This window comes from Microcoleus sp. FACHB-672, from assembly GCF_014695725.1.
GTDB lineage: Bacteria > Cyanobacteriota > Cyanobacteriia > Cyanobacteriales > Oscillatoriaceae > FACHB-68.
On the sequence record NZ_JACJOU010000015.1, the window covers coordinates 488,471 to 510,544 of the forward strand.

The 22,074-nt window shown below is 48.7% G+C and carries 18 protein-coding genes and 1 pseudogene; 10 read left to right on the forward strand and 9 right to left on the reverse strand.

Annotated features, from left to right (window positions below):
- Positions 1–127 precede the first annotated feature (127 nt).
- From rpsL to H6F56_RS11845, 4 genes are all read right to left on the reverse strand, one after another.
- A complete protein-coding gene (rpsL, locus tag H6F56_RS11830) occupies positions 128–514 on the reverse strand; it encodes a 30S ribosomal protein S12 (RefSeq protein ID WP_190668097.1) in 387 nt (128 codons plus the stop codon).
- Between the two features lie 226 nt (positions 515–740).
- A complete protein-coding gene (locus H6F56_RS11835; RefSeq protein WP_190668098.1) occupies positions 741–1,079 on the reverse strand; it encodes a HesB/IscA family protein in 339 nt (112 codons plus the stop codon).
- A 33-nt stretch (positions 1,080–1,112) separates the two neighbouring features.
- A complete protein-coding gene (locus H6F56_RS11840; RefSeq protein WP_190668102.1) occupies positions 1,113–1,529 on the reverse strand; it encodes a phosphomannose isomerase type II C-terminal cupin domain in 417 nt (138 codons plus the stop codon).
- A gap of 420 nt (positions 1,530–1,949) precedes the next feature.
- Positions 1,950–4,031 carry a phosphodiester glycosidase family protein gene (locus tag H6F56_RS11845; protein WP_190668105.1) on the reverse strand — a complete coding sequence of 694 codons (2,082 nt, stop codon included), beginning with the start codon at positions 4,029–4,031 and terminating at the stop codon, positions 1,950–1,952.
- Between the two features lie 1,213 nt (positions 4,032–5,244).
- Between H6F56_RS11845 and H6F56_RS11850 the strand changes: the two genes are divergently transcribed.
- A complete protein-coding gene (locus H6F56_RS11850) occupies positions 5,245–9,891 on the forward strand; it encodes a glutamate synthase-related protein (RefSeq protein WP_190668107.1) in 4,647 nt (1,548 codons plus the stop codon).
- A 124-nt stretch (positions 9,892–10,015) separates the two neighbouring features.
- Here the strand turns inward: H6F56_RS11850 and H6F56_RS11855 are convergent, their stop codons facing one another.
- The 4 genes from H6F56_RS11855 to H6F56_RS11870 all read right to left on the reverse strand — a co-directional run bounded on the left by H6F56_RS11855 (position 10,016) and on the right by H6F56_RS11870 (position 14,684).
- On the reverse strand, positions 10,016–10,237 hold the full coding sequence (locus H6F56_RS11855; RefSeq protein WP_190668110.1) for a photosystem II protein, Psb35-related: 222 nt from the start codon (positions 10,235–10,237) through the stop codon (positions 10,016–10,018).
- Positions 10,238–10,389: 152 nt separating this feature from the next.
- The gene (locus tag H6F56_RS11860) at positions 10,390–11,337 is read right to left on the reverse strand and encodes a polysaccharide deacetylase family protein (protein WP_190668113.1); all 948 of its coding nucleotides are present in this window, start codon (positions 11,335–11,337) and stop codon (positions 10,390–10,392) included.
- Positions 11,338–11,513: 176 nt separating this feature from the next.
- Positions 11,514–13,148, reverse strand: coding sequence for a bifunctional pantoate--beta-alanine ligase/(d)CMP kinase (locus H6F56_RS11865; protein ID WP_190668116.1), 1,635 nt, complete (start codon positions 13,146–13,148; stop codon positions 11,514–11,516).
- A 381-nt stretch (positions 13,149–13,529) separates the two neighbouring features.
- Positions 13,530–14,684, reverse strand: a complete 1,155-nt coding sequence (locus H6F56_RS11870) for a septal ring lytic transglycosylase RlpA family protein (RefSeq protein ID WP_190668119.1) — start codon at positions 14,682–14,684, stop codon at positions 13,530–13,532.
- A 318-nt stretch (positions 14,685–15,002) separates the two neighbouring features.
- On the opposite strand from H6F56_RS11870, the gene H6F56_RS11875 reads away from it, so the two are divergent.
- Both H6F56_RS11875 and purM read left to right on the forward strand, forming a co-directional pair.
- Positions 15,003–15,167 carry a hypothetical protein gene (locus H6F56_RS11875; RefSeq protein WP_190668124.1) on the forward strand — a complete coding sequence of 55 codons (165 nt, stop codon included), beginning with the start codon at positions 15,003–15,005 and terminating at the stop codon, positions 15,165–15,167.
- On the forward strand, positions 15,143–16,156 hold the full coding sequence (purM, locus tag H6F56_RS11880; RefSeq protein WP_190668127.1) for a phosphoribosylformylglycinamidine cyclo-ligase: 1,014 nt from the start codon (positions 15,143–15,145) through the stop codon (positions 16,154–16,156). The genes H6F56_RS11875 and purM overlap by 25 nt, the downstream gene beginning before the upstream one ends.
- Before the next feature lie 259 nt (positions 16,157–16,415).
- Here the strand turns inward: purM and H6F56_RS11885 are convergent, their stop codons facing one another.
- Positions 16,416–16,925: a pentapeptide repeat-containing protein gene (locus H6F56_RS11885; RefSeq protein WP_309236500.1), complete on the reverse strand. Its 510-nt coding sequence runs from the start codon at positions 16,923–16,925 to the stop codon at positions 16,416–16,418.
- 263 nt (positions 16,926–17,188) lie between these two features.
- On the opposite strand from H6F56_RS11885, the gene H6F56_RS11890 reads away from it, so the two are divergent.
- From H6F56_RS11890 to H6F56_RS11920, 7 genes and pseudogenes are all read left to right on the forward strand, one after another.
- Entirely contained in the window at positions 17,189–18,310 is a 1,122-nt protein-coding gene (locus H6F56_RS11890) for a sulfate ABC transporter substrate-binding protein (RefSeq protein ID WP_190668129.1), read from the forward strand.
- Positions 18,311–18,638: 328 nt separating this feature from the next.
- Positions 18,639–19,496: a sulfate ABC transporter permease subunit CysT gene (cysT, locus tag H6F56_RS11895; protein WP_190668132.1), complete on the forward strand. Its 858-nt coding sequence runs from the start codon at positions 18,639–18,641 to the stop codon at positions 19,494–19,496.
- Positions 19,486–20,376, forward strand: coding sequence for a sulfate ABC transporter permease subunit CysW (cysW, locus tag H6F56_RS11900; protein WP_190668135.1), 891 nt, complete (start codon positions 19,486–19,488; stop codon positions 20,374–20,376). Before cysT ends, cysW begins: the two co-directional genes overlap by 11 nt.
- 9 nt (positions 20,377–20,385) lie before the next feature.
- A complete protein-coding gene (locus H6F56_RS11905) occupies positions 20,386–20,736 on the forward strand; it encodes an NIL domain-containing protein (protein WP_190668137.1) in 351 nt (116 codons plus the stop codon).
- The gene (locus H6F56_RS11910) at positions 20,708–21,010 is read left to right on the forward strand and encodes an NIL domain-containing protein (protein ID WP_242031957.1); all 303 of its coding nucleotides are present in this window, start codon (positions 20,708–20,710) and stop codon (positions 21,008–21,010) included. Before H6F56_RS11905 ends, H6F56_RS11910 begins: the two co-directional genes overlap by 29 nt.
- 18 nt (positions 21,011–21,028) lie before the next feature.
- Positions 21,029–21,379, forward strand: a complete 351-nt coding sequence (locus H6F56_RS11915) for an NIL domain-containing protein (protein ID WP_190668141.1) — start codon at positions 21,029–21,031, stop codon at positions 21,377–21,379.
- 366 nt (positions 21,380–21,745) lie between these two features.
- Positions 21,746–22,074 (forward strand): annotated as a pseudogene (locus H6F56_RS11920) (photosystem II q(b) protein); the annotation flags it as partial.

A 22,074-nucleotide genomic window follows, 5' to 3' on the forward strand; every position in this document is an offset into this window, starting at 1 on the left:
CTCGGTCGGCAGGCTTTAAGCGCGATCAAAAGTTCGGCCACCAATGGCTTAGCGAATTATCGTCGGTCTTTTTAGGCGATTTGAGAGGATGTTCCCACTTAATTGTTAGCGGGATGCAGCCTCCGATCTATTTGCCTGCTGCTGCTTTAGGACGCTTAGCGCCATACTTAGAGCGAGCTTGCCGACGGTCTTTGACCCCGGCGGTATCTAAAGTTCCACGGATAATGTGATATCTCACACCGGGTAAATCTTTTACCCGTCCCCCTCTAATCATCACGACAGAGTGCTCTTGCAGGTTGTGGCCAATACCTGGAATATAAGCGGTCACTTCAAATCCAGAAGTGAGGCGAACCCGCGCCACCTTACGCAGTGCTGAGTTGGGTTTCTTCGGGGTAGTGGTGTAGACTCTTGTGCAAACGCCACGACGCTGAGGGCAACTCTTCAAAGCCGGGGATTTAGTTTTCTTATTGGCTTTCTGGCGTTCGTCACGAATGAGTTGCTGAATAGTGGGCATGAGTAAAGCGTGTGCAGCTCTATTGCTGTTTCAAGTTTTAACAAAAGCTGATTATATCGATTTTAAGCGTTTTCTGTCAATTAAAGCGCTGGATAAATTTATGAGTTTTATAGAAAACCGCCCCCAAGCCAGAGGTTGCCAGGAAGTGAAATCGGCCAAAACCAGGCTGAGTGCTGAGTGGGAGAAAAATGTTTGAAAATAAAAATTAAGAAACCTGACGGCGTCTTTAGCTAGCAGAAGCCGGCCCGGAAAACGAGTGGCCACAACTACAGCCTTGTAGTGCATTGGGGTTGTGGAAGCGAAACCCGCCACCCATAAGATCCTCTGAATAATCTAAAGTCACCCCGTTGAGGTAATTCAAGCTCTCAGCATTAACCAGCACTTGAATTCCCTCACAGGCATAGAGGTGATCGCTCTCACCGGCATTTTCGTCAAACTCCATCGTATAAGACAGGCCGGCACACCCACCAGGTTGAACTCCCAGGCGAAAGAACACCTGAGGGTTTGGCTGTTTAGACTTTAGACGGTTGACTTCGCGGACAGCAGCTTTGCTCAGATGAATCATGCAGAAATTCCGAACCCGACTTCTGAGCTTATATTACTTCGCTCCGGCCCTTGCATAGTCATCCTGGTAGCGGACAATATCATCCTCGCCTAGGTACTCCCCATTTTGCACCTCAATCAAAACCAACGGAATCACGCCAGGATTTTCCAGCCGGTGCGACGTACACTGAGGCACATAAGTCGATTGATTCGTAAAAATAAGTTGAACTTCATCCCCACAAGTCACCTTAGCCGTCCCGCAAACCACAATCCAATGCTCACTCCGGTGGTGGTGCATTTGCAGGCTCAGGCGGTGACCAGGCTTGACCTCAATCCGCTTAATTTTATATCCCCGCCCTTCTTCCAGAACAGTAAATGAACCCCAAGGGCGCAATTCCGTAGCGGCAAGTCCATTCGTAGCGGCAGATGTAGACAGTGTAGCAACTTGAGACATTTCTTTAACTTTAACCATGATTTTCTCTCCTTAATAGCTGCTTCCGAATTAGGCTAGCTGAGTGACAGGACATTTAGGGGCGAAGTGCTGAATCTTGCAGCACTCCATAACTTCTACTTGGCCGAAAAATCCCCAGGCTAGAGTTTTTCTAAATACCGCAACATCAGTGACGCAGACCCTGGAAAAATGGTTAGCAAAACTCAAAATCCCTAAACAGAACTCATCTGCCTCAATCTGAGAATATGCCAATTAGGGGGGCTGAAATCAACCATAACAACTTCAGCCTAGGGGCTGACACCACAAACCGGCAAATTCAGCCAATCTACATCAAGTCTTTACGTCGGCAACCGATGCTTTAAATAAGCTTTAACCCCAGCAAAGCAGACAGCCAGATCCATAAAAATCCCCGTTCCCCTAATTTAGCAAGCTAGAAACTGCTCAGCGAGGGCGATCAAGGAAGACTCCCAAACCATTGTGAACCCGCGCAGCCGTACGCGCAGGCCGGTCGAGGAGTTGGCCCCCCAGATAAAGACCTGTAGAACTGCCACCATCCAGATTCAGGGCTTCAACAGCCCCTAACTGGCGCATCAGTTGGGCTAATTCGGCCAAAGTAGAACCGGCACCCCCAGCGCGGTTGTGAACCGCCGCTATAAGTAGTGTGCCCGTTGCAGTCGTGCCAATCGCACTCCGAGACGCAGTTTGTTGAACAAAGGCATCGCTGAAACCTTCCGCCTTAGCATCCAGAATAATTTGGCCATTTTGCATTAAAAGTGGCCCAGCGCCGATGATATGGGGATAATCGCTAAAGTCAGCCGGCACCGTGACGCTCTCGATAGCCACAGAAGTGCCGGTAGGTAGGGCGTCAGATGCCACCTTACGAAGAACTAGCAAGTAGCCATTGCGGGGGATAGGAAAAGCAGTTTTGCCCACGTCACCTCCAGGCTGCTGGCCCGTAACTCCGTTATTTTCAACCGTAACAATCGTTTCCCCGTCACTCAGGGGAGTGTAAGTCAACCCCCATTCAGGCGAGTAGCGGGAAATCCCTTGTTGGACAAAAGCGCTGTTGAGATAAAGCACCGGCAGGCGCACTTCCGCTGCGGCGATCAACGTTTCCTTCAGCGCCAGCCGGCCCATTTTAACGCTGCCGCTATCATTCCATGCCATCGCGCCCCGGTTAAGAATCGGGCTGGATAACCACTGAGCATCCCGGCGGAGCGCACCCAAGGGCATCGTATTATTGCGATTGAAAAAGCCCCCATTAATCGCCGCTGAAGCCTGCCAGCGATTTGCCGTGGCGATCAGGGGGGCAGTACCCACTTGAGTAGCCGGTTCGCTCCAGATCGGTTTAAGACGTAATCCCGGTTGGCGAAGATCAACTTCCAGCCACACTACCGGAAAGCGATCTTGACCTAAGGCGAGATACTGCTGATGCCAGCGCACCCCTGGTGCCCAAAGAATATCTTTCTCCACCAGAGAGTCGGGTCGAATATCAATCTGTAAGTGATTAATGTCGGGTGAGGTGAGAACCTGAGGACGCCAACCCGGAGGAACGAGCAGGCGGACAGTTGTTTGATTTGCAGCCGTTTCAACTTTCAACCGGCGGGCTTTTGGCGGAATCACCGGCTTGTCTTTGGCGTCTGGCAGTTGGTAGCCCGGATAGGCAATCTCCCCCGCTTCCAGGGCGTTTAAGCGCTGTACTAGAGCCGGAGCGATTTGGCCATCTAGAGTAATCACCCATTCATCCAGCTTGGGGGGTTTCGGTTTTTGCACTTCAGGCGTTTCCCCCTGCGGCTTGGATGTATCATCAGCGGCTTCTTGCTGGCGGTTGTTGCCGGCACCCTCACCGGAAGGTGTTTTTGGTTTAACTGGAGCCGGTTCTGGGGGTGTTAAGGTGGCAGAAAAATTCACTTGCCAGGGGGTCGGGCGATCTAGCTCAATCACAACGCTGCGCGGCAGGCTGACAGCTGCTTGTTTTTCCCCCCAACTTTGCATCGTCGCCTCAATTGCCTGGACTGTTGCGGCAGGAGAAGAAATCGAGAGTGTGTTTCCACTCACTTGCATCTGCCAGCCGGCTGCTTGGGCAAAATCAGTCATGTCCAAATAGCGGTACGAACCGGCAAGTTGAGGAGTCAAAGGTGCAAGTTGAGAGAACCACCGCACCGGCTGCTTTGCCAGATCGCCGGTGCTTAACAGTTCCACCCCTAGCAATTGGGTAACTCCAGCATCACTGATGCCGGTGCGAATGGCACCCTCAGCCGTATCCTGTTGCCACTGACTCCAAGCTGCCGGCCAAGTTCGACCGTTTAAGGAAATTTGAGTCCCTTGCCGCAGCAGGGGTTGCGTAGCGAACGCTTGAACGGATGTCATAGAAGACTGTTGCTGCACGTCAGAGTCCAAACCTTCCACAACTTCCTGGCTGATGGCTTGAGCTTGAGCGCTGTCTGGGTGAGCAGTTGCTAAGCATAGAGCCGTAAAAACCACAAGGGGAGTGAAGGCAATAAGTTTAAAAAAAGCAGGCATAAGCTCAATCATCAAACGAGGGGACATTTGTGGGGAGGCACATCTTTCTTAAAGGCCGACTGCTAATGAATTTCTCAAACGACCGATTGGAAAGGATTTCACCCTTCCAAATCCGCACACCTAAACGCTAAAATGGGACGATTTGCAACAAATGGCCGCCCCTGAGGCGCAAACACTGACAAGCAGCCTAAGCAGACGCAACAAGAGAAAACCTGACAAAAAGTAGTTACAACCCGAAAATGTAAGGGTTCTATATCCTGGCTTCGCCCTTAAGATTCCTTACACCGGCACATCAAATTCAGCCGGATCTAAAAATATAGACTCATAGCTGAGCGCGGTTTTCTCGTTGGAATGCTAAAACTGGGCTTCCTCCTCCAGCGCTTTGCTCTGAACTCAGCACCGTTGAAAGTGGCCCCTATCAAGAAACCATGACTTGTCACTGATGCCTAGCTGCATCGCTTCCGGAGCGATTCCCCAAAGAACAGCCTAGCCAATTCCAGTGCCGGCGTGGATTCGGCCCCTGGGTTAAAACAGGATAAAATTGCCAAAACTTGCTTAAAGCTTGCCAGATATGGTGGAACCCAGGTTGGTTTTTTTGTTTATCCTAGATATGAGGGTCTTCGGTGGCTAAAGCATAATCACCGATTCGCTACGTCTGGCAAGACGGCAAAGTGGTAGATATAGGGATTGCTAGAATACAGGATTTTCTGTAAGATTTTTCTGCCGTCCTGCTAGGATACCGTTTTGGGGAATCAGAGCCAGGAGCGCGTTTCTTTATCTGTAGGTCAAACTCCAAGCAAACCGGATACCTCGATCGATTGGCGATCGTTATGCGATGTTTCGAGTTTAACCTCTGCCCGCCTAATTCTAGTTTTTAAGGGAAAGTTTTGTAAGGCTGAGACTTAAGATCGAGGCAGAAAAGAGCCATCTATCAATTAAGAGGGGATGGCAACGTAAGGTTTAAATCGACAGGTATGAAGCTATGTCGTTAGCGATTATACGGCGAGCCATGTCAGTAGAGATGAGCCTTAGCGCCTCTTTAACGATCAAAGACTAGGATACTTGCCGAGCCATAAGAATTTTTACTTACTTACTTTCTGGCAAATAAAGGAATTCCCCTCCTTTACAACCGGCACTAGGGCGGTACGCCCCGCAAAATTAATCCGTAAAACCCATCTACGAATATCAGACAAGGAAAAGAATGATCCATCCCATGAACAATTCGAGCGTGAATCACAACGGCACACAAAATCAGGGAAATCAAGACGAAGATAAAAGCCTTTTCGGGCAGCGCTGGCTAGTAGAGGAACGAGACGCCTGTGGTGTCGGCTTCATTGCCAACTTAAAAGGGCAAGCGAGCCATGAAATTGTGGCCAACGCCTTGTCCGCGCTCACCTGTTTGGAACACCGGGGAGCCTGTAGCGCCGATCAAGATTCAGGGGATGGGGCGGGTGTGATGACAGCAATCCCCTGGGAACTGTTTGATGGGTGGATGAACGAGGGGGGTATTCAACGCGATCCGAGTGCAGAAACCGCAGTGGGGATGGTATTTTTGCCCCAAGACGCAGCCCAGGCAAAAGCTTGCCGCGAAGTTGTCGAAAAAGTTTTAGTTGAAGAAGGACTGACGCTGCTCGGCTGGCGCACAGTGCCGGTGCGCCCAGAGATCCTGGGGATGCAAGCGCGGGAAAACCAACCGCATATCGAACAAGTAATTGTTCAGTCTAAGCAGTGGCGCGGAGATGAACTCGAACGCCGACTCTATCTTGCCCGCCGGTCATTTGGCAAAACCCTGCACAGCCTGGAAGACGGCAAATGGGGAGATGATTTTTATGTCTGTTCCTTCTCTTGCCGCACCATCGTTTATAAAGGCATGGTGCGCTCAGCCGTGCTGGGCGAGTTTTATCTCGATTTACAAAACCCAGCTTACAAGAGCGTTTTTGCGGTCTATCACCGGCGCTTCAGCACCAATACTATGCCCCGTTGGCCCCTAGCACAGCCGATGCGTCTGTTAGGTCACAACGGCGAAATTAATACGCTCTTGGGCAACATTAACTGGATGATGGCGCGGGAAGGCAGCTTGTCCCATCCGCTTTGGGACGGTCGGATTGAGGATCTCAAACCGTTAGTGAAGCCAGATAACAGTGACTCGGCTACACTGGATAACGTGATGGAACTGTTGGTGCGCTCAGGACGCAGTCCTCAAGAAGCGCTGATGATCATGGTGCCAGAAGCGTACAAAAATCAGCCGGCTTTGGATGAGTATCCAGAAATTGTGGATTTCTACGAATATTACAGCGGCTTGCAAGAGCCGTGGGATGGCCCTGCGCTGCTGGTATTCAGTGATGGCAAGCTGGTGGGAGCCACCCTTGATCGCAATGGACTGAGGCCGGCTCGTTACGCCCTCACCCGCGATGGGATGGTAATTGTCGCATCAGAAGCCGGTGTGGTGGAGTTGCCGGAAGCAGACATCGTAGAAAAAGGCCGGTTGGGTCCTGGGCAAATGATTGCCGTTGACCTAGAAGCCGGGGAAATTATCAAGAACTGGGAGATTAAGCAGCGCATTGCCAAAACCCAGCCTTATGGACAGTGGCTGCAGCAACACCGCCGCGAATTAACACTGCAACCGTTCCCCGAAGCCGCCCAAATGGAGGCCTGTGAGGTATTGCGCTATCAAACTGCCTTTGGCTACACCGCTGAAGACGTAGAGATGGTGATCGAGGAAATGGCTGTCAGTGCCAAGGAACCAACGTTCTGCATGGGAGATGACATTCCCTTAGCTGTACTGTCAGAACGCCCTCACTTGCTCTACGACTACTTCAAACAGCGCTTCGCCCAAGTCACAAACCCTCCCATTGACCCGTTGCGGGAAGGGATGGTGATGTCTTTAAGTATGCAGCTCGGTGAACGGGGAAATATCCTGGAAGCGAAGCCAGAATATGCCAGCCGGCTCAAGATTTCCACGCCGGTGATCAATGATGCTGAATTGGACGTGATTCGCACATCGGGTTTGGAGTCAGCAACCTTATCCACTTTATTTGAGATCGCTGCCGGCCCTCCAGGGCTGGCTGAAGCAGTTAACCGGCTGCGGGAAGAAGCCGCAGAAGCGGTACGTGCCGGGAAAAAGATTCTAATTCTCAGTGATCGCACCCAAAAAATTACGGATGAGCTGAGCTACATTCCTCCTCTGTTAGCGGTGGGTGCTGTCCACCACCACTTGATACGTCAAGGGTTGCGGATGAAAACCTCTTTAATTGTCGATACCGCCCAATGCTGGAGTACCCACCACTTTGCCTGCCTGATCGGCTACGGCGCGAGTTCTGTGTGCCCCTACTTAGCCTGGGAAAGTGTGCGGCAGTGGGTGTTTAATCCCAGAACTCAAAATCTGATGGAACGGGGCAAGATTGCTTCGGTGAGCGTGGACAAAGCTCAGGAGAACTATCGCAAGGCAATAGAAGGTGGCTTGCTGAAAATTCTCTCGAAAATGGGCATTTCCCTGCTTTCCAGCTACCAAGGGGCGCAAATTTTTGAAGCGATCGGGATTGGCTCAGATTTAATTCAGTTGGGCTTCACCGGCACCACATCTCGCATTGGCGGGCTGTCTGTCAGCGAACTGGCTCAGGAAGTCTTGGCCTTCCACAGCAAGGCTTTCCCAGAACTGAATATCAAGAAGCTAGAAAACTATGGCTTTGTTCAGTACCGGCCCGGTGGCGAGTATCACATGAACAGCCCCGAAATGGCAAAGGCACTACACAAGGCGGTGGAAAATAAGGCGCACGACCACTATGAGCTGTATCAAAAATCTCTGCAAGGACGCCCGGTAACAGCTTTGCGGGATTTGCTGGATTTCAATGCTGATCGCCCCTCGATTTCCATTGACGAAGTTGAGCCGGTGGAAAACATTATGAACCGCTTCTGCACCGGCGGGATGTCCTTGGGGGCGCTGTCCCCGGAAGCCCATGAGGTGCTGGCCATCGCCATGAATCGCATCAGCGGTAAATCTAACTCCGGTGAGGGTGGGGAAGATCCGGTGCGGTTTAAGGTACTCGATGATGTGGATGAGACAGGGCATTCTCAGTTAATGCCGCACCTCAAGGGTTTGCGGAATGGCGATACGGCATCGTCTGCAATCAAGCAGGTGGCGTCGGGCCGATTTGGGGTGACGCCTGAGTATTTGATGAATGCCAAGCAGATTGAAATTAAGATGGCTCAGGGTGCGAAGCCCGGTGAAGGTGGCCAATTGCCTGGGAAGAAGGTTAGCCCCTATATTGCCATGTTGCGCCGGTCGAAGCCGGGAGTGACGCTAATTTCGCCGCCGCCTCACCATGATATTTATTCGATTGAGGATTTATCCCAGTTGATTTTTGACCTGCACCAAATTAATCCCAAGGCTGGGGTTTCTGTGAAATTGGTGGCAGAAATCGGGATTGGCACGGTGGCTGCCGGTGTGGCGAAGGCGAATGCGGATATTATCCAAATTTCTGGCCACGATGGCGGCACCGGCGCGTCTCCCCTGAGTTCGATTAAGCACGCCGGTTCGCCCTGGGAATTGGGACTGACGGAAGTGCATCGGGTGCTGATGGACAACCAGTTGCGTGATCGCGTTCTGTTGCGGGTTGATGGCGGCTTCAAAACCGGGTGGGATGTGCTGATGGGCGCTTTGATGGGTGGCGAAGAGTATGGCTTCGGTTCGATTGCCATGATTGCGGAAGGCTGCATTATGGCCCGGATCTGCCACACTAATACCTGCCCGGTTGGGGTGGCGACTCAGCAAGAAAAGCTGCGCCAGCGGTTCACCGGCATCCCCGAACACGTTGTCAATTTCTTCTACTTTGTGGCAGAGGAAGTGCGTTCTTTGCTGGCGCGGTTAGGCTACCGATCTCTCAATGAGATTATCGGGCGTACGGATCTGCTGAAGGTGAAGGAAGGCGTGCCTCTGACGAAAACCAAGTCTCTGAATTTAGATTGTCTGCTCAAGTTACCGGATAGCCGAGAAAATCGCGACTGGTTGCACCATGAGCCGGTTCACAGCAACGGGCCGGTTTTGGATGATGAGTTATTGGCAGACTCGGAAATTCAAGGGGCAATCCAAAATCAGGGCAGCGTGACGAAAACTTACCGGCTGGTGAATACAGACCGAACCGTGGGCGCACGGCTATCGGGTGCAATTGCTCAAAAGTACGGCAACACCGGCTTTGAGGGTCAAATTACACTCAATTTCACCGGAAGTGCCGGCCAAAGTTTTGGGGCATTTAATCTTCCCGGCATGACGCTGAGCCTAGAGGGTGAAGCCAATGATTATGTGGGTAAAGGACTGCACGGGGGCGAGATTATTATTAAGCCGCCGGCTGAGGCAACCTATGACCCCTCACAAAATGTGATTATTGGCAACACTTGCTTGTATGGTGCGACCGGCGGCTTTTTGTTTGCCAATGGTCAAGCCGGTGAGCGGTTTGCGGTGCGGAACTCAATGGCGAAAGCTGTGATTGAAGGTGCCGGTGATCACTGCGCTGAATACATGACGGGCGGTGCGATCGTTGTCCTCGGCAGGGTTGGCCGCAACGTGGGTGCCGGCATGACAGGCGGGATGGGCTACTTCTTAGATGAAGATGGTAGCTTCCCACAAAAAGTCAATTACGAAATTGTTAAGATTCAGCGGATCTGCACAGATGCCGGTGAGCAGCAGCTCAAGGAATTGATTGAGTTGCACGCAGATCGCACCGGCAGTCAAAAGGCGAAGACAATCTTGGAAAATTGGTCAGAGTACCTGCCCAAGTTCTATCAGGTTGTACCGCCTTCTGAGGCTGACAGTCCTGAAGCAAGTGCTGAAGCCCCAACTGAGAAGGTTGCGGTCAACGCATAATTTAGGAATCCATTCTCTAGGGAATGTAACGAATTAATTAAAAAGAGGCGACAAAAATCGCCTCTTTTTTCCTTATTAAATTTTCGCCTTTCTAAGAAGGGGGAGAAAGATAGAGAACTTCAGCTTATTGATTTGTTGCAGCAAAAGCATCAACTGGATAGCCGGGAACTCGTTCAGAGTAATCGGTTTTTGTTGCAGTAATAGACTCAGCTAGCTGCTCAAAAGAGTCAGAATTCCAGTTACGTTCGTGGATCGGCTTCGACTGTTCACCTCTGAAATAAGCTTGAGTCCCTAACGCAGCTACAGCAACCCAACCAACGATAAATAGCGCAATTAGTAGTGCCATTTTTCGTTTTTCCTAAAGATTCATTAAGTTATGTAAATAAATGTAACGAAAGTTTTAACAAGATTCAAGATTGTGCATAGGCGGTTAACCAGGCACTAAAGTAGGGGATTCCACACTTGACTGCTGCATCGGCTGCCGGCATAGCCCAATTTTTACGGCTTCTCGGTGGGTAAATTGGCAGATTTTGCTTGTGCTACGAGTTCCTTATCTTGCATTTCTAGCAGTTCAGGTAATGTTACAAACTTATATCCCCGCTTCTTTAGCCCAGCAATGATTTGAGGTAAAGCTTTTAGGGTGTTTGAGTGATTGCCTCCGCCATCGTGCATCAACACAACAGCACCTGACTGCGCGTTACTAAGTACAGTGTTAATGATTTCCTCTGGGCTGGGAGAATAGGACTCCTTAGTATCCGTAGACCACATAGCAACTACCATCTTTTGCGCTTGGGCGTAAGCAGCTAAGCCATTATTTAAAATGCCTCCCGGTGGGCGAAACATTGCGGTTTTAACACCTGTAATTTTGTAAATGAGTGAGCCGGTGTCTTCAATTTCTCTGGTGGCAGTGAAGTGATCCACTTGATGATATTGGTGATTCCAGGTGTGGTTGCCAACGGCATGACCCTCCGCAACAACTTTTTTGCCAATTTCTGGATAAGTTTGCAGATGCCGGCCTATCCAAAAGAAAGTTGCTTTAATCTTATTCTGCTTAAGAATATTTAAAATCGGTAAGGTATCTGGCCAAGGCCCATCATCAAACGTCAGGGCAACAACTTTTTCTTTCCCGCTCAGTTTTATTTCATAAGTGATTGCGCCTTGAAATCGAGCCGGCACTGAAAAATTGAAGCGTTTTTTGTATTGTTCCTGTATTTGTGCAGCCTTGGTGGTGAAGCCTTCAATTCGCTGATTAACAGCCGTTTTTATATTAAGTAAATCCTGCTTCTCTTTCTTCCCTACACTGGTTAGTTGAGGAGCCGGCAGCTTAAATTCTTCAGTATAAGGTGGGGAAGCCGGCATAATCACACCCAGCATAAAACTCCCAAAGGCTGCCCCTATGATGAAAAATATTTTTTGCTGACCAACCAAGGAAGCAAGGTTTGCCATGTAATTTCTCCCGCAATTATTTTGTTTATAAGCCGATTAGAATTAATGGGTTTAATGAGCGTTGTTATTAAAGCAGGGAGAGCGGAAAGGTTTTAAGTCAGGCATCCATTTTTTTACGCCCAATACCTGCCGCTCATTTTTCCCTGGCATTAAATAGAACTTAAAAAAGCAATTGTTTAGACAGATGCCGGTAATCGATTGTAATAACACCGAACAATGCGCTCGACAACTTCAGCAATGCTAAGACCATCTGTTTGAATTTCAATGGCATCGGCTGCTTTGCGAAGGGGTGAAACTGCTCGGTTAGTGTCTTTTCGATCACGTTCAGAGATGTCGTGTTCCAACTGCTGCAAACTAATGATATTGTCGCCCTGCTGTTCAATATCTTGATGCCGGCGTCGTGCCCGTTCTTGAACGGATGCCGTCAAAAAAATCTTGAGTTCAGCATCTGGGAAAACTTGAGTGCCGATGTCGCGCCCTTCTGCAACTAAGCCGCCCTTGTTGCCAAAATTCTGCTGTTGTTTAACGAGTAACTGACGCACTGCCGGCTGTGCAGAGATGGCTGAAACATTAGCCGTTACCTCTAAACTCCGAATGAACCCAGTTACATCTTCACCGTTAATGAGAATTTGGGCGTTGGGCATTGAAGATTGGGAAGCATCTGTTTCTCTTGATGCTTGCCAGTCGTTAGTTGCTAAACCGGCAAAACTAATTTCGCTGTCGGCAACCAACTCTGCCACAGCCGGTTCGTCGTTAATCGGGATACCGGCTTGCAAAACGAGCCACGTTACTGCGCGATACATCGCGCCCGTATCGAGATACAGCAGCCCTAAAGCTTGGGCGACAAGGCTTGCGACAGTAGATTTGCCGGCACCGGCAGGCCCATCAATGGCGACAATTGGCTGCCGATCACGCAGGACAATATTATCAATTAAGCGGGTAGAACCGAGGCGGGCAGCAACGGCTAATAGCCCGACCTCTTCAACTTTATCTAAAGGCATCAAAGTAGTGGGATCGACAAGTTCAACATATTCCAGCTGGACGCTTGGCACTTTTGCCAACTCCGCTTTAACAGATGCCATCATAACAGTGCCGGTGCGTTCCCCTGCAATAAAAGCTTTTTCGGCTTTTTGTAAACTGCGATACAACACAGTTGCTTGCTCTTTGTCCTCTGAGTTCAGGTACTTATTCCGAGAACTCATTGCCAGTCCGGATGTCTCCCGTACAATCGGACAGGGCACAATCTCCACCGGCAAGTTTAAATCTGCCACTAGCCGTTTAATAATGGCGACCTGCTGAGCGTCTTTCTGGCCAAAATAAGCGCGATTCGGCTGTACCAAGTTCAAAAGCTTGGTGACAATTGTTGTGACTCCCTGGAAATGGCCAATTCGAGAGCGACCGCACATTACCGAGGTCATGGATGCTGGGGGAATGACCTCAGTAAGGAGGTGAGAGGGTAAATTTTGCGCTAAATCCCCAGATCTGCCGCTCTCTCGCCCTCTGACTCCGATTTCCTCAACCGTGGGAGCAAAAAGCACATCAACACCGGCTGCTTCGCATAACTGCCGGTCTTGTTCTAGAGTGCGAGGATACTTTTGGAAATCTTCCGTTGGGCCAAATTGCAGCGGATTGACAAAAATACTGACGATAACGATTTCATTTTCTTGTCTGGCCCGCTGGATCAAACTTAAATGGCCTTGATGCAGCGCTCCCATTGTTGGGACAAAGCCTACTTCCTGGCCCAGATGTTGTTCAGGCCGGTGTAGACCTAAGTAGCAGCGCAATGCAGCGACCGTAGTAAACAGGCGCACCAAATCCCCCAAGTATTTGCTTAACTCTCTTCACCGTCAGTATATTCTCAGAGAGTGGGGACTCACGAGAGTTCTTGGAAAAGTCTTTTTTAACGAGGGACTAATGAGACTTGTTGCAAAAGTCTTTTTTTTAACCACAGATGATGGCGTAGCCTGCCGCAGGCATAAATAGAGGGGTTAACGGCGGGGGGTGTTCGATAGCAAATTAGCAGGTTGATTAGATAATCCCGATTGATTGGCTAGAGGGAGGGTGCTGAAATTGGGAGAGCATCAAGAATTAAGAAAATTTTCAACTTTCTATTCTTAATTCTTCAGCTTGTTCCTTTAGTTTGCCGCAGCCTTGCTCCTTGCCACTTCAGTCATCTCCCTTCTTTCTGGTTCCTATTGGACTGCGGCGGTGTTTTGAGATCCCAACACCTCTAAACTGACTGGGGCGACTCCTGAGTGCGTTATCCCCAGGACTTCAGCAGCACCGGCAGACAAGTCGATAATCCGGTCTTCGATGAATGGCCCGCGATCATTAATCCGGACGATCACAGATGTACCGTTGTCGAGATTGGTCACTTTCACGCGGGTGCCAAAGGGTAAGTCGCGATGGGCGGCGGTTAAATCGTTTTGGTTAAATATTTCACCACTGGCGCTCGTGTTGCCATCAAAACCAGGGCCGTACCAGGAGGCCCAACCAGTCAGCCGGTATAAAATTGGCCTGGTAGAAATTTCTGGAGCTTTGGGCTTAGCAACGGCAACGCGGCGGGGCATTCCGGGAATCTCGGCGAGTGGGGTTGCATTGCCCATTTGTCGCCGCAGACGATTTGTGGCTTGCAGTGCGTCTTCTGCCCGGTTGCCAGTGGTGTTGGCGAGCATGGTAACTGCGTCGATAGCGACTAAATCTTTACCGCTGACTTTGATCAGGTAGGTATCGCCTTCATCCGGCGTGACGGTGATGCTGCCGGCATCTAAGCTATTTCGACTCAGCTGATTGAGCTTGGCTGCTACGGCATTTGCCCGGAAAATTGGATCGTTCTGCTGGCTCTGACCGGCTGCTGTTGTTAGATTGCGGTTAGTTTCGGATTGCTTGCCGGTTGCAACAATTGCAGATCCAGGCTGAGTGCTATTTTGAGCGGAATTGGCTGGGCGAACCGCTGTGGTTTTGCTTGGGCTGGACTCGCCCATTTTGCTTCCACTTTTGCCGGCTGGGGAGGCGCTATTTGAGCCGGCACTCGGACTGAGGAATGTCAAAATCGGAATGTTGCGGACATAAAGGGTTGCGGCTTGTCGCCCTGCCACTTCATGAGGGTAAATTTTGGCAATGGCGGCAGTGCCGGCTTTTGTGTTTGCTTGAGGCTGATACTGAGCGACTTGATTGACTTGAGGGGAAGTGCCGGCGTTTTGTTGGGTGCGTTTCTGCGCCGGCGCGTAATTTGCTTGGGTGCCTTTGTTAGCTGTCTGAGTTTGCGCCGCACGAGTATATGCCATTGGCCAGATGGCAGTCATGAGCAAGGCTGTCGTCAGGCTAGTCCAAAGTCTTTGATTCATACGTCCACTTGTGAGGAGCAATTGCAAATTGAGATTTGAGCTGTCAATGTGCCGCCATTATGTGGGGAATTGACTGGATAACTCATACTCATTCTGTGTTCGTGCTGAAAGTTTGAAACTGCAACAGATTACCATGAAGGTTTTGAATTGCGGATCGTGAACTTACTTAGAAGTTCCGTAACTTTATGTAAAATTTAAATTTTGAAGTTGCTAAAAAAAAGCCAAGAACCTTTTAAAATATAGGTTTTTCGCCTTTTTTAGGTTTCCCAAAACTTTATTAAAACTTTATCAAAATTTTACATAAACTTTATGTGAGCGATGTGTTGCCCTTTGCCGTCGAGAAATCGGCTTCTGCGGCTGGCTGTTGCCGGCACTCTTGTGGAATCTAGCAGGATCAACTCGCTCGATTGGCAAGTACAATACTTCCTGCAATCAGTGCTGTTGTGGGATTTTCAGGCATGGATTATCGGGAAGCGGGTGTAGATGTTGAGGCCGGTCGGGCTTTTGTGGGGCGAATTCGCAGTTTGGTGAAGAGCACGCACCGTCCGGAGGTTTTAGGCGGTTTGGGCGGTTTTAGTGGTTGTTTTCAGATGCCGGCTGGTTATCAAGAGCCGGTTTTGGTGTCGGGGACAGATGGGGTGGGGACAAAGCTGAAGCTCGCTCACACCCTCAATCGGCACGATACGGTTGGCATTGATTTAGTCGCAATGTGTGTCAATGATGTACTGACATCTGGTGCGGAACCGCTGTTCTTTTTGGACTATTTGGCAACGGGGAAGCTGAATCAAGAGCAGTTAACTCAAGTGGTGGCTGGAATTGCAGAAGGGTGCCGGCAGGCAGGGTGTGCGCTGCTGGGGGGAGAAACGGCGGAGATGCCGGGATTTTACCAGCCTGGTGAGTACGATTTAGCCGGTTTTTGTGTGGGAATTGCCGAGAAAAGCCGACTGCTAAATGGATCTCAGGTGCGAGTCGGGGATCTAGCGATAGGATTGCCGAGTTCCGGGGCTCACAGCAATGGGTTTAGTTTGGTGCGGAAGATTGTCAGCGATGGTGGCTTTAGCTGGGATGACTGCCCAGAGGGGTTAAATGGCAATCTAGGGGATGTGCTATTGACACCAACACAGATATATGTGAAAGAGGTTTTAGATGCGCTACGAGGTGGTGTAGAAATTCACGGCATGGCTCACATTACAGGAGGCGGGTTGCCAGAGAATTTGCCGCGTTGTTTGGGCGCGGGACAATCGATTCAGATCGATGTGAGCCGCTGGGAAGTGCCGGCAGTTTTTCAGTGGTTAGCAGATGCCGGTGATGTGAGTTTGCCGGATATGTATAACACTTTTAATATGGGAATTGGGTTTGTGCTATTAGTGCCGGCAGCCCAAGCTGAGGAGACAATTCGCCGGTTTGCTTCTGCTTATGTTATTGGGGAAGTGGTTGAGGGTAATGGGGATTTGATTGGCGTGCCGGCATAAGTAGCGGTGAGGGTGTGAGGATGCCGGCAGCATCAGATTTGCTCAATCAAAAAAATTCAATTTTTCATGGCAAAAGCAGCAGCTCTCGGCAGCAAGCGATTAATTAGTCGGGCACCGGCACGCTGCTAAAATCGCTTTTCAACAACTGCTTCCTTCCCGGATTTTGTTGGTGCCGGTGTTGAAGGGAGGGAATGAGCAATCAACAGTCCGGCAAGCTTTGCAAATTTTGCGTTCTGATGAACAGTTATTTGGAGTTAGTTTATTTGGCTGCCGGCGTCTCTATGACCAATCCAATCACACCCTCCAGTTGAGCATTTACTAAGTTCGCACCTTTAAGATTGGCACCGCTTAAATGAGCATTTAATAAATTAGCATTAGATAAATCAGAAGCACTTAAATCGGCTCCTTTAAAATCAGCTTCTTTTAAATCTGAGCCACTCAAATCAGCCCCTTTTAAATAGGCACCTCTCAAGTTGGCACCTCGCAAGTCAGCTCCTCGCAAGTCAGCTCCTCGCAGGTTAGCACTCCTCAAATCAGCACCACTGAGATCCGCAGAAAATAAATTGGCATTGCTGAGATCGGCACGGCTAAGATCGGATCGCCTTATGTTTGCTCCCCCTAGGCTCGTCCCTTGGAGGTTGGCACCGGCTAGGCTGCAACCCTGGCATTGTTTATTTTTCAGCAACCGCTTCATGTGTGCCGGCTGCGCCCAACAGCCTGAGCAGAGTGCAAGCAGCAGTGCGCTGGTTACTAGGAATCTTGTTTTCACAGTCCTTTTCCCCTCACTTGTGCCAATCACAGAAGTTCCTTCCGCAAAAGTCTTAGTTTCACAAGATACATTATCTGTCAATAAGGGTGAAACCCCTCATTTAATTTTGAATGCCGGTGAAGGATTGTAAACCTGCCGTTGGTGCCCTAACCCCAGCCTCCAAGGGAGTTACCGGCTTCAAGGAAAAAAATTGCGTTTTCATTGATTCCCGTGTAATATGTGAAAAAACAAACAACGGTATCCCGACCGAATAACCGTAGATTATGATTAGGCTCTCCTTGAAACATCTCTGGCAACGCGATTCTTTAACACGCTGGGTGTCCCTCTTCTTGATGGGGGTAACGTTAAGTTTGACGATCGCTGCCTGCACCGGCGGAGGGAATACCGGCGGCGGTGGCGGGAATGCGGGCAATTCCAATGCCGGTTCGGCTAACGGTTCCAGCTCAGCTGCCAAAGATGTTGAACTTACCCTCGTTTCCTTTGCTGTTACCCGTGCAGCTCACGAGCAAATCATTCCCAAATTTATAGAAAAGTGGAAGCAAGAACATAACCAAACCGTCACCTTCAACCAAAGTTATGGTGGCTCAGGTTCCCAAACCCGCGCTGTGATTGATGGTTTGGAAGCAGATGTTCTACACTTGGCACTTGCTCTAGACACAGAGAAAGTTGAGAAAGCCGGTTTGATTGAACCGGGTTGGGAAAATGAAGCGCCCAACGGTGCAATTGTCAGTAAATCTGTTGCAGCTTTGGTGACTCGCGAAGGCAATCCCAAAGGCGTCAAAGATTGGGCAGACTTAACAAAAGAAGGCGTTAGCGTTATTACTGCCAACCCTAAAACCTCTGGTGGAGCAAGATGGAATTTCTTGGCTTTGTGGGGTGCAATCACCAAAACTGGGGGTGATGAAGCCAAAGCCCTGGAATTTACTACCAATGTTTTTAAAAATGTGCCGGTGCTGCCTAAAGATGCCCGTGAGGCAAGCGATGTATTTTTCAAACAAGGCCAGGGAGATGTCTTAATCAACTACGAAAATGAAGTGATTCTCGCGGGTTTAAATGGCGAAAAGTTGCCTTATGTGATCCCCGAAGTCAACATTTCCATTGATAATCCGATTGCCGTTGTAGACAAAAACGTTGATAAGCACGGAACTAGAGAAGTTGCCGAAGCATTTGTGCAGTTTCTTTACACACCAGAAGCCCAACGAGAATTTGCTAAATTAGGATTCCGACCTGTTGACGCCACAGTCGGCGAAGAAACGGCTAATAAGTTTACAAAGCTCAAAACCCTCTTTACAGCGCAAGATTTAGGGGGCTGGGATACTATCCAGAAACAATTTTTTGATGATGGGGCAGTTTTTGACAAAGTTCAGGCTGACACTAAGAAATAGTCAATTAACCTTGATTGAGAATTGAAAATTTCTTAATTCAAGTTTAAGCTTGAACACTGTAACTCGTCTGGGCGATAGGCTAAAGCGCATCTATTTATTATGGTAGTTGAGCAGCTAAAAATCGCCCATTTCTCACTGCATCCCACATTAGGAAAAATATGAGTAGCGGCAGCATCTTGGTTCCTGAGATAATAGCCAGCACCCAAGATGCCCGCACTACAAATTGACAAAAATAGGAGCCACCCTCTCCGTTAAATAGGGCGTACACGCTCTTGCGCCCCTACAACTCTTTCTCAATCTCAACAAGAAATTAAATGCCTAGCAGCTTATGACTGTCTCTACTCCCTCCTCTCCTACTCCTATTAAGAAAAATCCTCTGAATCAGATTAGCAAGCTGTCTTGGCCTTGGCGCATTACTTTGGGCTACCTGACGATAATGCTACTGCTACCCGTGTCCGCGCTGATCTTAAAAGCAAGCACTGAAAATCCTGCTGATTTTTGGAGAATTGCCACCAGTCCTGTTGCGCTTGCAACTTATGATGTCACCTTTGTTACCTCGCTCATTGCAGCATTAATTAATGGAGTTTTTGGCACTTTAATTGCTTGGGTTTTAGTGCGGTATGATTTCCCATTCAAGCGGGTAATTGATGCGGCCATTGATTTGCCGTTTGCTTTACCTACTTCCGTTGCCGGTTTGACACTCGCATCTGTTTACAGCAATAACGGCTGGATTGGATCATTGCTAGCACCCTTCGGGATTAAAGTCGCTTTTACTCGGTTAGGGGTGGGAGTTGCAATGATTTTTATTTCCTTGCCTTTCGTGGTGCGAACCTTGCAGCCGGTATTGCAGGATATGGAGAAGGAAATAGAAGAAGCAGCGTGGTCATTGGGTGCCTCTCGATGGCAAACATTTTGGCGCGTTGTTCTGCCACCTTTATTGCCGGCTATTTTGACGGGTATCTCATTAGGTTTTTCCCGTGCAGTTGGCGAATATGGGTCAGTTGTAATTGTTGCTTCTAATGTTCCGTTTAAAGATTTAATTGCTTCAGTTCTGATTATCCAAAGATTGGAACAATATGACTATTCTGGAGCAACTGTGATTGGCACCGTTCTGTTACTCATTTCTCTAGGAATTCTGCTGGCGATTAATCTATTACAAGCTTGGGGACGACGGTATGAACTATAATGTCGCGGGAAAGTCTTTTTATCCAGATTTACAACCTTCTGAGCCATCGGCACCCGCAAAACCGGCAAATGAAGTGAACTGGGTCAAGATAGTTTTGATAAGCGTGACAATTGTCTACTTATCATTAGTTATGTTCATTCCATCTTTGAATGTTTTTGTGGAAGCGTTTAAAGCTGGTATGGGGCCATTTTTAAAGAACCTAACAGAACCAGCTTTTATTCATGCCATCAAGCTAACTGTTTTAATCGCTTTAATTGTTGTGCCGATTAATACAGTGTTTGGACTTTGTGCGGCGTGGGTCATTGCGCGGAACCACTTTCGGGGACGAACCTTACTGATTAGCATTTTAGACGTCCCTTTTGCCGTATCTCCTGTAGTCGCTGGACTGATGATTGTGCTACTTTACGGACGGAATGGTTGGTTTGGCCCACTTCTAGAATCAGCCAACATAAAAATTATTTTTGCGATGCCGGCAATGGTACTGGCGAGTGCATTTATCACTTTACCTTTTGTAGCTCGTGAAGTCATTCCGGTTTTAGAAGAAGCCGGTTCAGAGCAAGAAGAAGCTGCCAAAACTTTGGGTGCAAATGATTGGCAAATATTTTGGCGTGTGACACTGCCAAATATCCGTTGGGGTTTACTCTACGGGGTGATTTTAACAAATGCCAGAGTTATGGGCGAGTTTGGCGCAGTATCAGTGGTATCTGGAAATATTGCCCGTAAAACTCAAACCCTGCCTTTATTTGTTGAAGAAGCTTACAAGCAATACCAGACACAAGCTGCTTATTCAGCGGCGGTTTTGTTGGCGTTTCTAGCCGTTGTCACCCTTATCTTGAAGGAACTTCTTGAACAAAAAACTCGCATTAAAAACGTGGATTAGGAGGGCTACATGGTTATTAAAAATCCCACAGATTCCCATAGCGAGCGTTTAAATGAGTTACAGGAAAACCCGGAACTAGCAGAAGCTAGCGATCCTGAAGATAATCCGATCCTTCTTACCCGGATTAGAATTCGGATTTCTAAAAAATATCATCAAGAACCTGTCATTTCACGGTTAGTTTCTGAGTATGGCTTAACGGTCAATATTGCTGCTGCTCTTTTGGGAGCAAACGCCAGAGATGATGGCTGGTTTCACTTACAACTTCAAGGAACAAGTCAGCAGATTAACAGTGCTTTAATCTACTTGAATGATTTAGATCTCGAAGTTTGGCATGAGTCTGACAATGCAAATGATTGGTAAACAATTAAGTCGCAGTAGTCCCATCATGACGCGAATTAAAATCCAAATTCCCAAAAGGTGCATGAAAGAGCCGGTGATTTCTAGGCTAACTTCAGAACACGGCTTGACAGTGAACATTACTGGAGCGATGCTAGGAGCGCATAGCTATGAGGAAGGGTGGTTTGATTTAGAATTACACGGGCTTCCTCAACAAATTCAAGACGCTCTGGCATATCTTCAGGATCTCAACGTAAAGATTTGGGGAAAACCTAATCCCGATGGCGATAGTTGGTGAGTAAAAAGGTAAAATTAGATGATTGCTGAAATTAAAGACGATTCGCAATTTACTCTGATGCAGCCGGCACAATCAACAGCCGAGTTGGTTAATGGGGTTGGAGATAATCGACCCACTCAAATTCGTATTCGCATTCGAGTTTCTCAAAAATATTATCACGAGCCGGTGATTTCTCACTTGATTTCTGAGTACAGCTTGAATGTGAATGTTAATGCAGCACTACTCGCGGCAAATGCTCCAAATGATGGTTGGTTTGATTTAGAACTGCGGGGAACGAACAAGCAAATTCAACGCGCTCTCATCTACCTTAATCAATTGGATGTAAAAATCTGGAGTCAATCGACTGATCCAGAAGAAGAGAATTGGTGAGATGCTGTTGAAGCGGCAGTTTTCTAAAAGAATGAAGCGCTATTTTTATCAAGAAGATGCGGTTGAGGGTCACTGTTAAGAATCCTCAACCTTCATTATTATGAGCCGGCCTCCAGAAATTCTACGGCAATCTATATACAATCAACGTTTCATGCGCTGCCGGCAATTCAGCTACTCACCCTCAAGCGGCTACAGGGGACTAGCCGGCATCAATGATAGGCAATCAGTTTACATGAACTGTTTGATAAACAAAAATTATCAGCAGGATGTTGCTAAATGTAAAGAAAACTGAGTAATATGATATTCAAGCAGGCAAACACCTGCCCATCATAAGTACCTCGAAAAATCAATAGCAATCATAAATCAATGACCACAACCCTTCAACGCCGCGAAAGCGCCAACGTTTGGGAACGGTTCTGCGAGTGGGTCACATCAACCGAAAACCGGCTTTATGTCGGCTGGTTCGGCGTCCTGATGATCCCCACCCTCCTAACCGCAACCACCTGCTTCATCATCGCCTTCATCGCTGCCCCTCCCGTGGACATCGATGGCATCCGCGAACCCGTTGCCGGCTCACTGCTATACGGCAACAACATCATCTCCGGCGCAGTCGTGCCCTCCTCTAACGCCATCGGCCTGCACTTCTACCCGATTTGGGAAGCAGCCAGCTTAGATGAATGGCTTTACAACGGCGG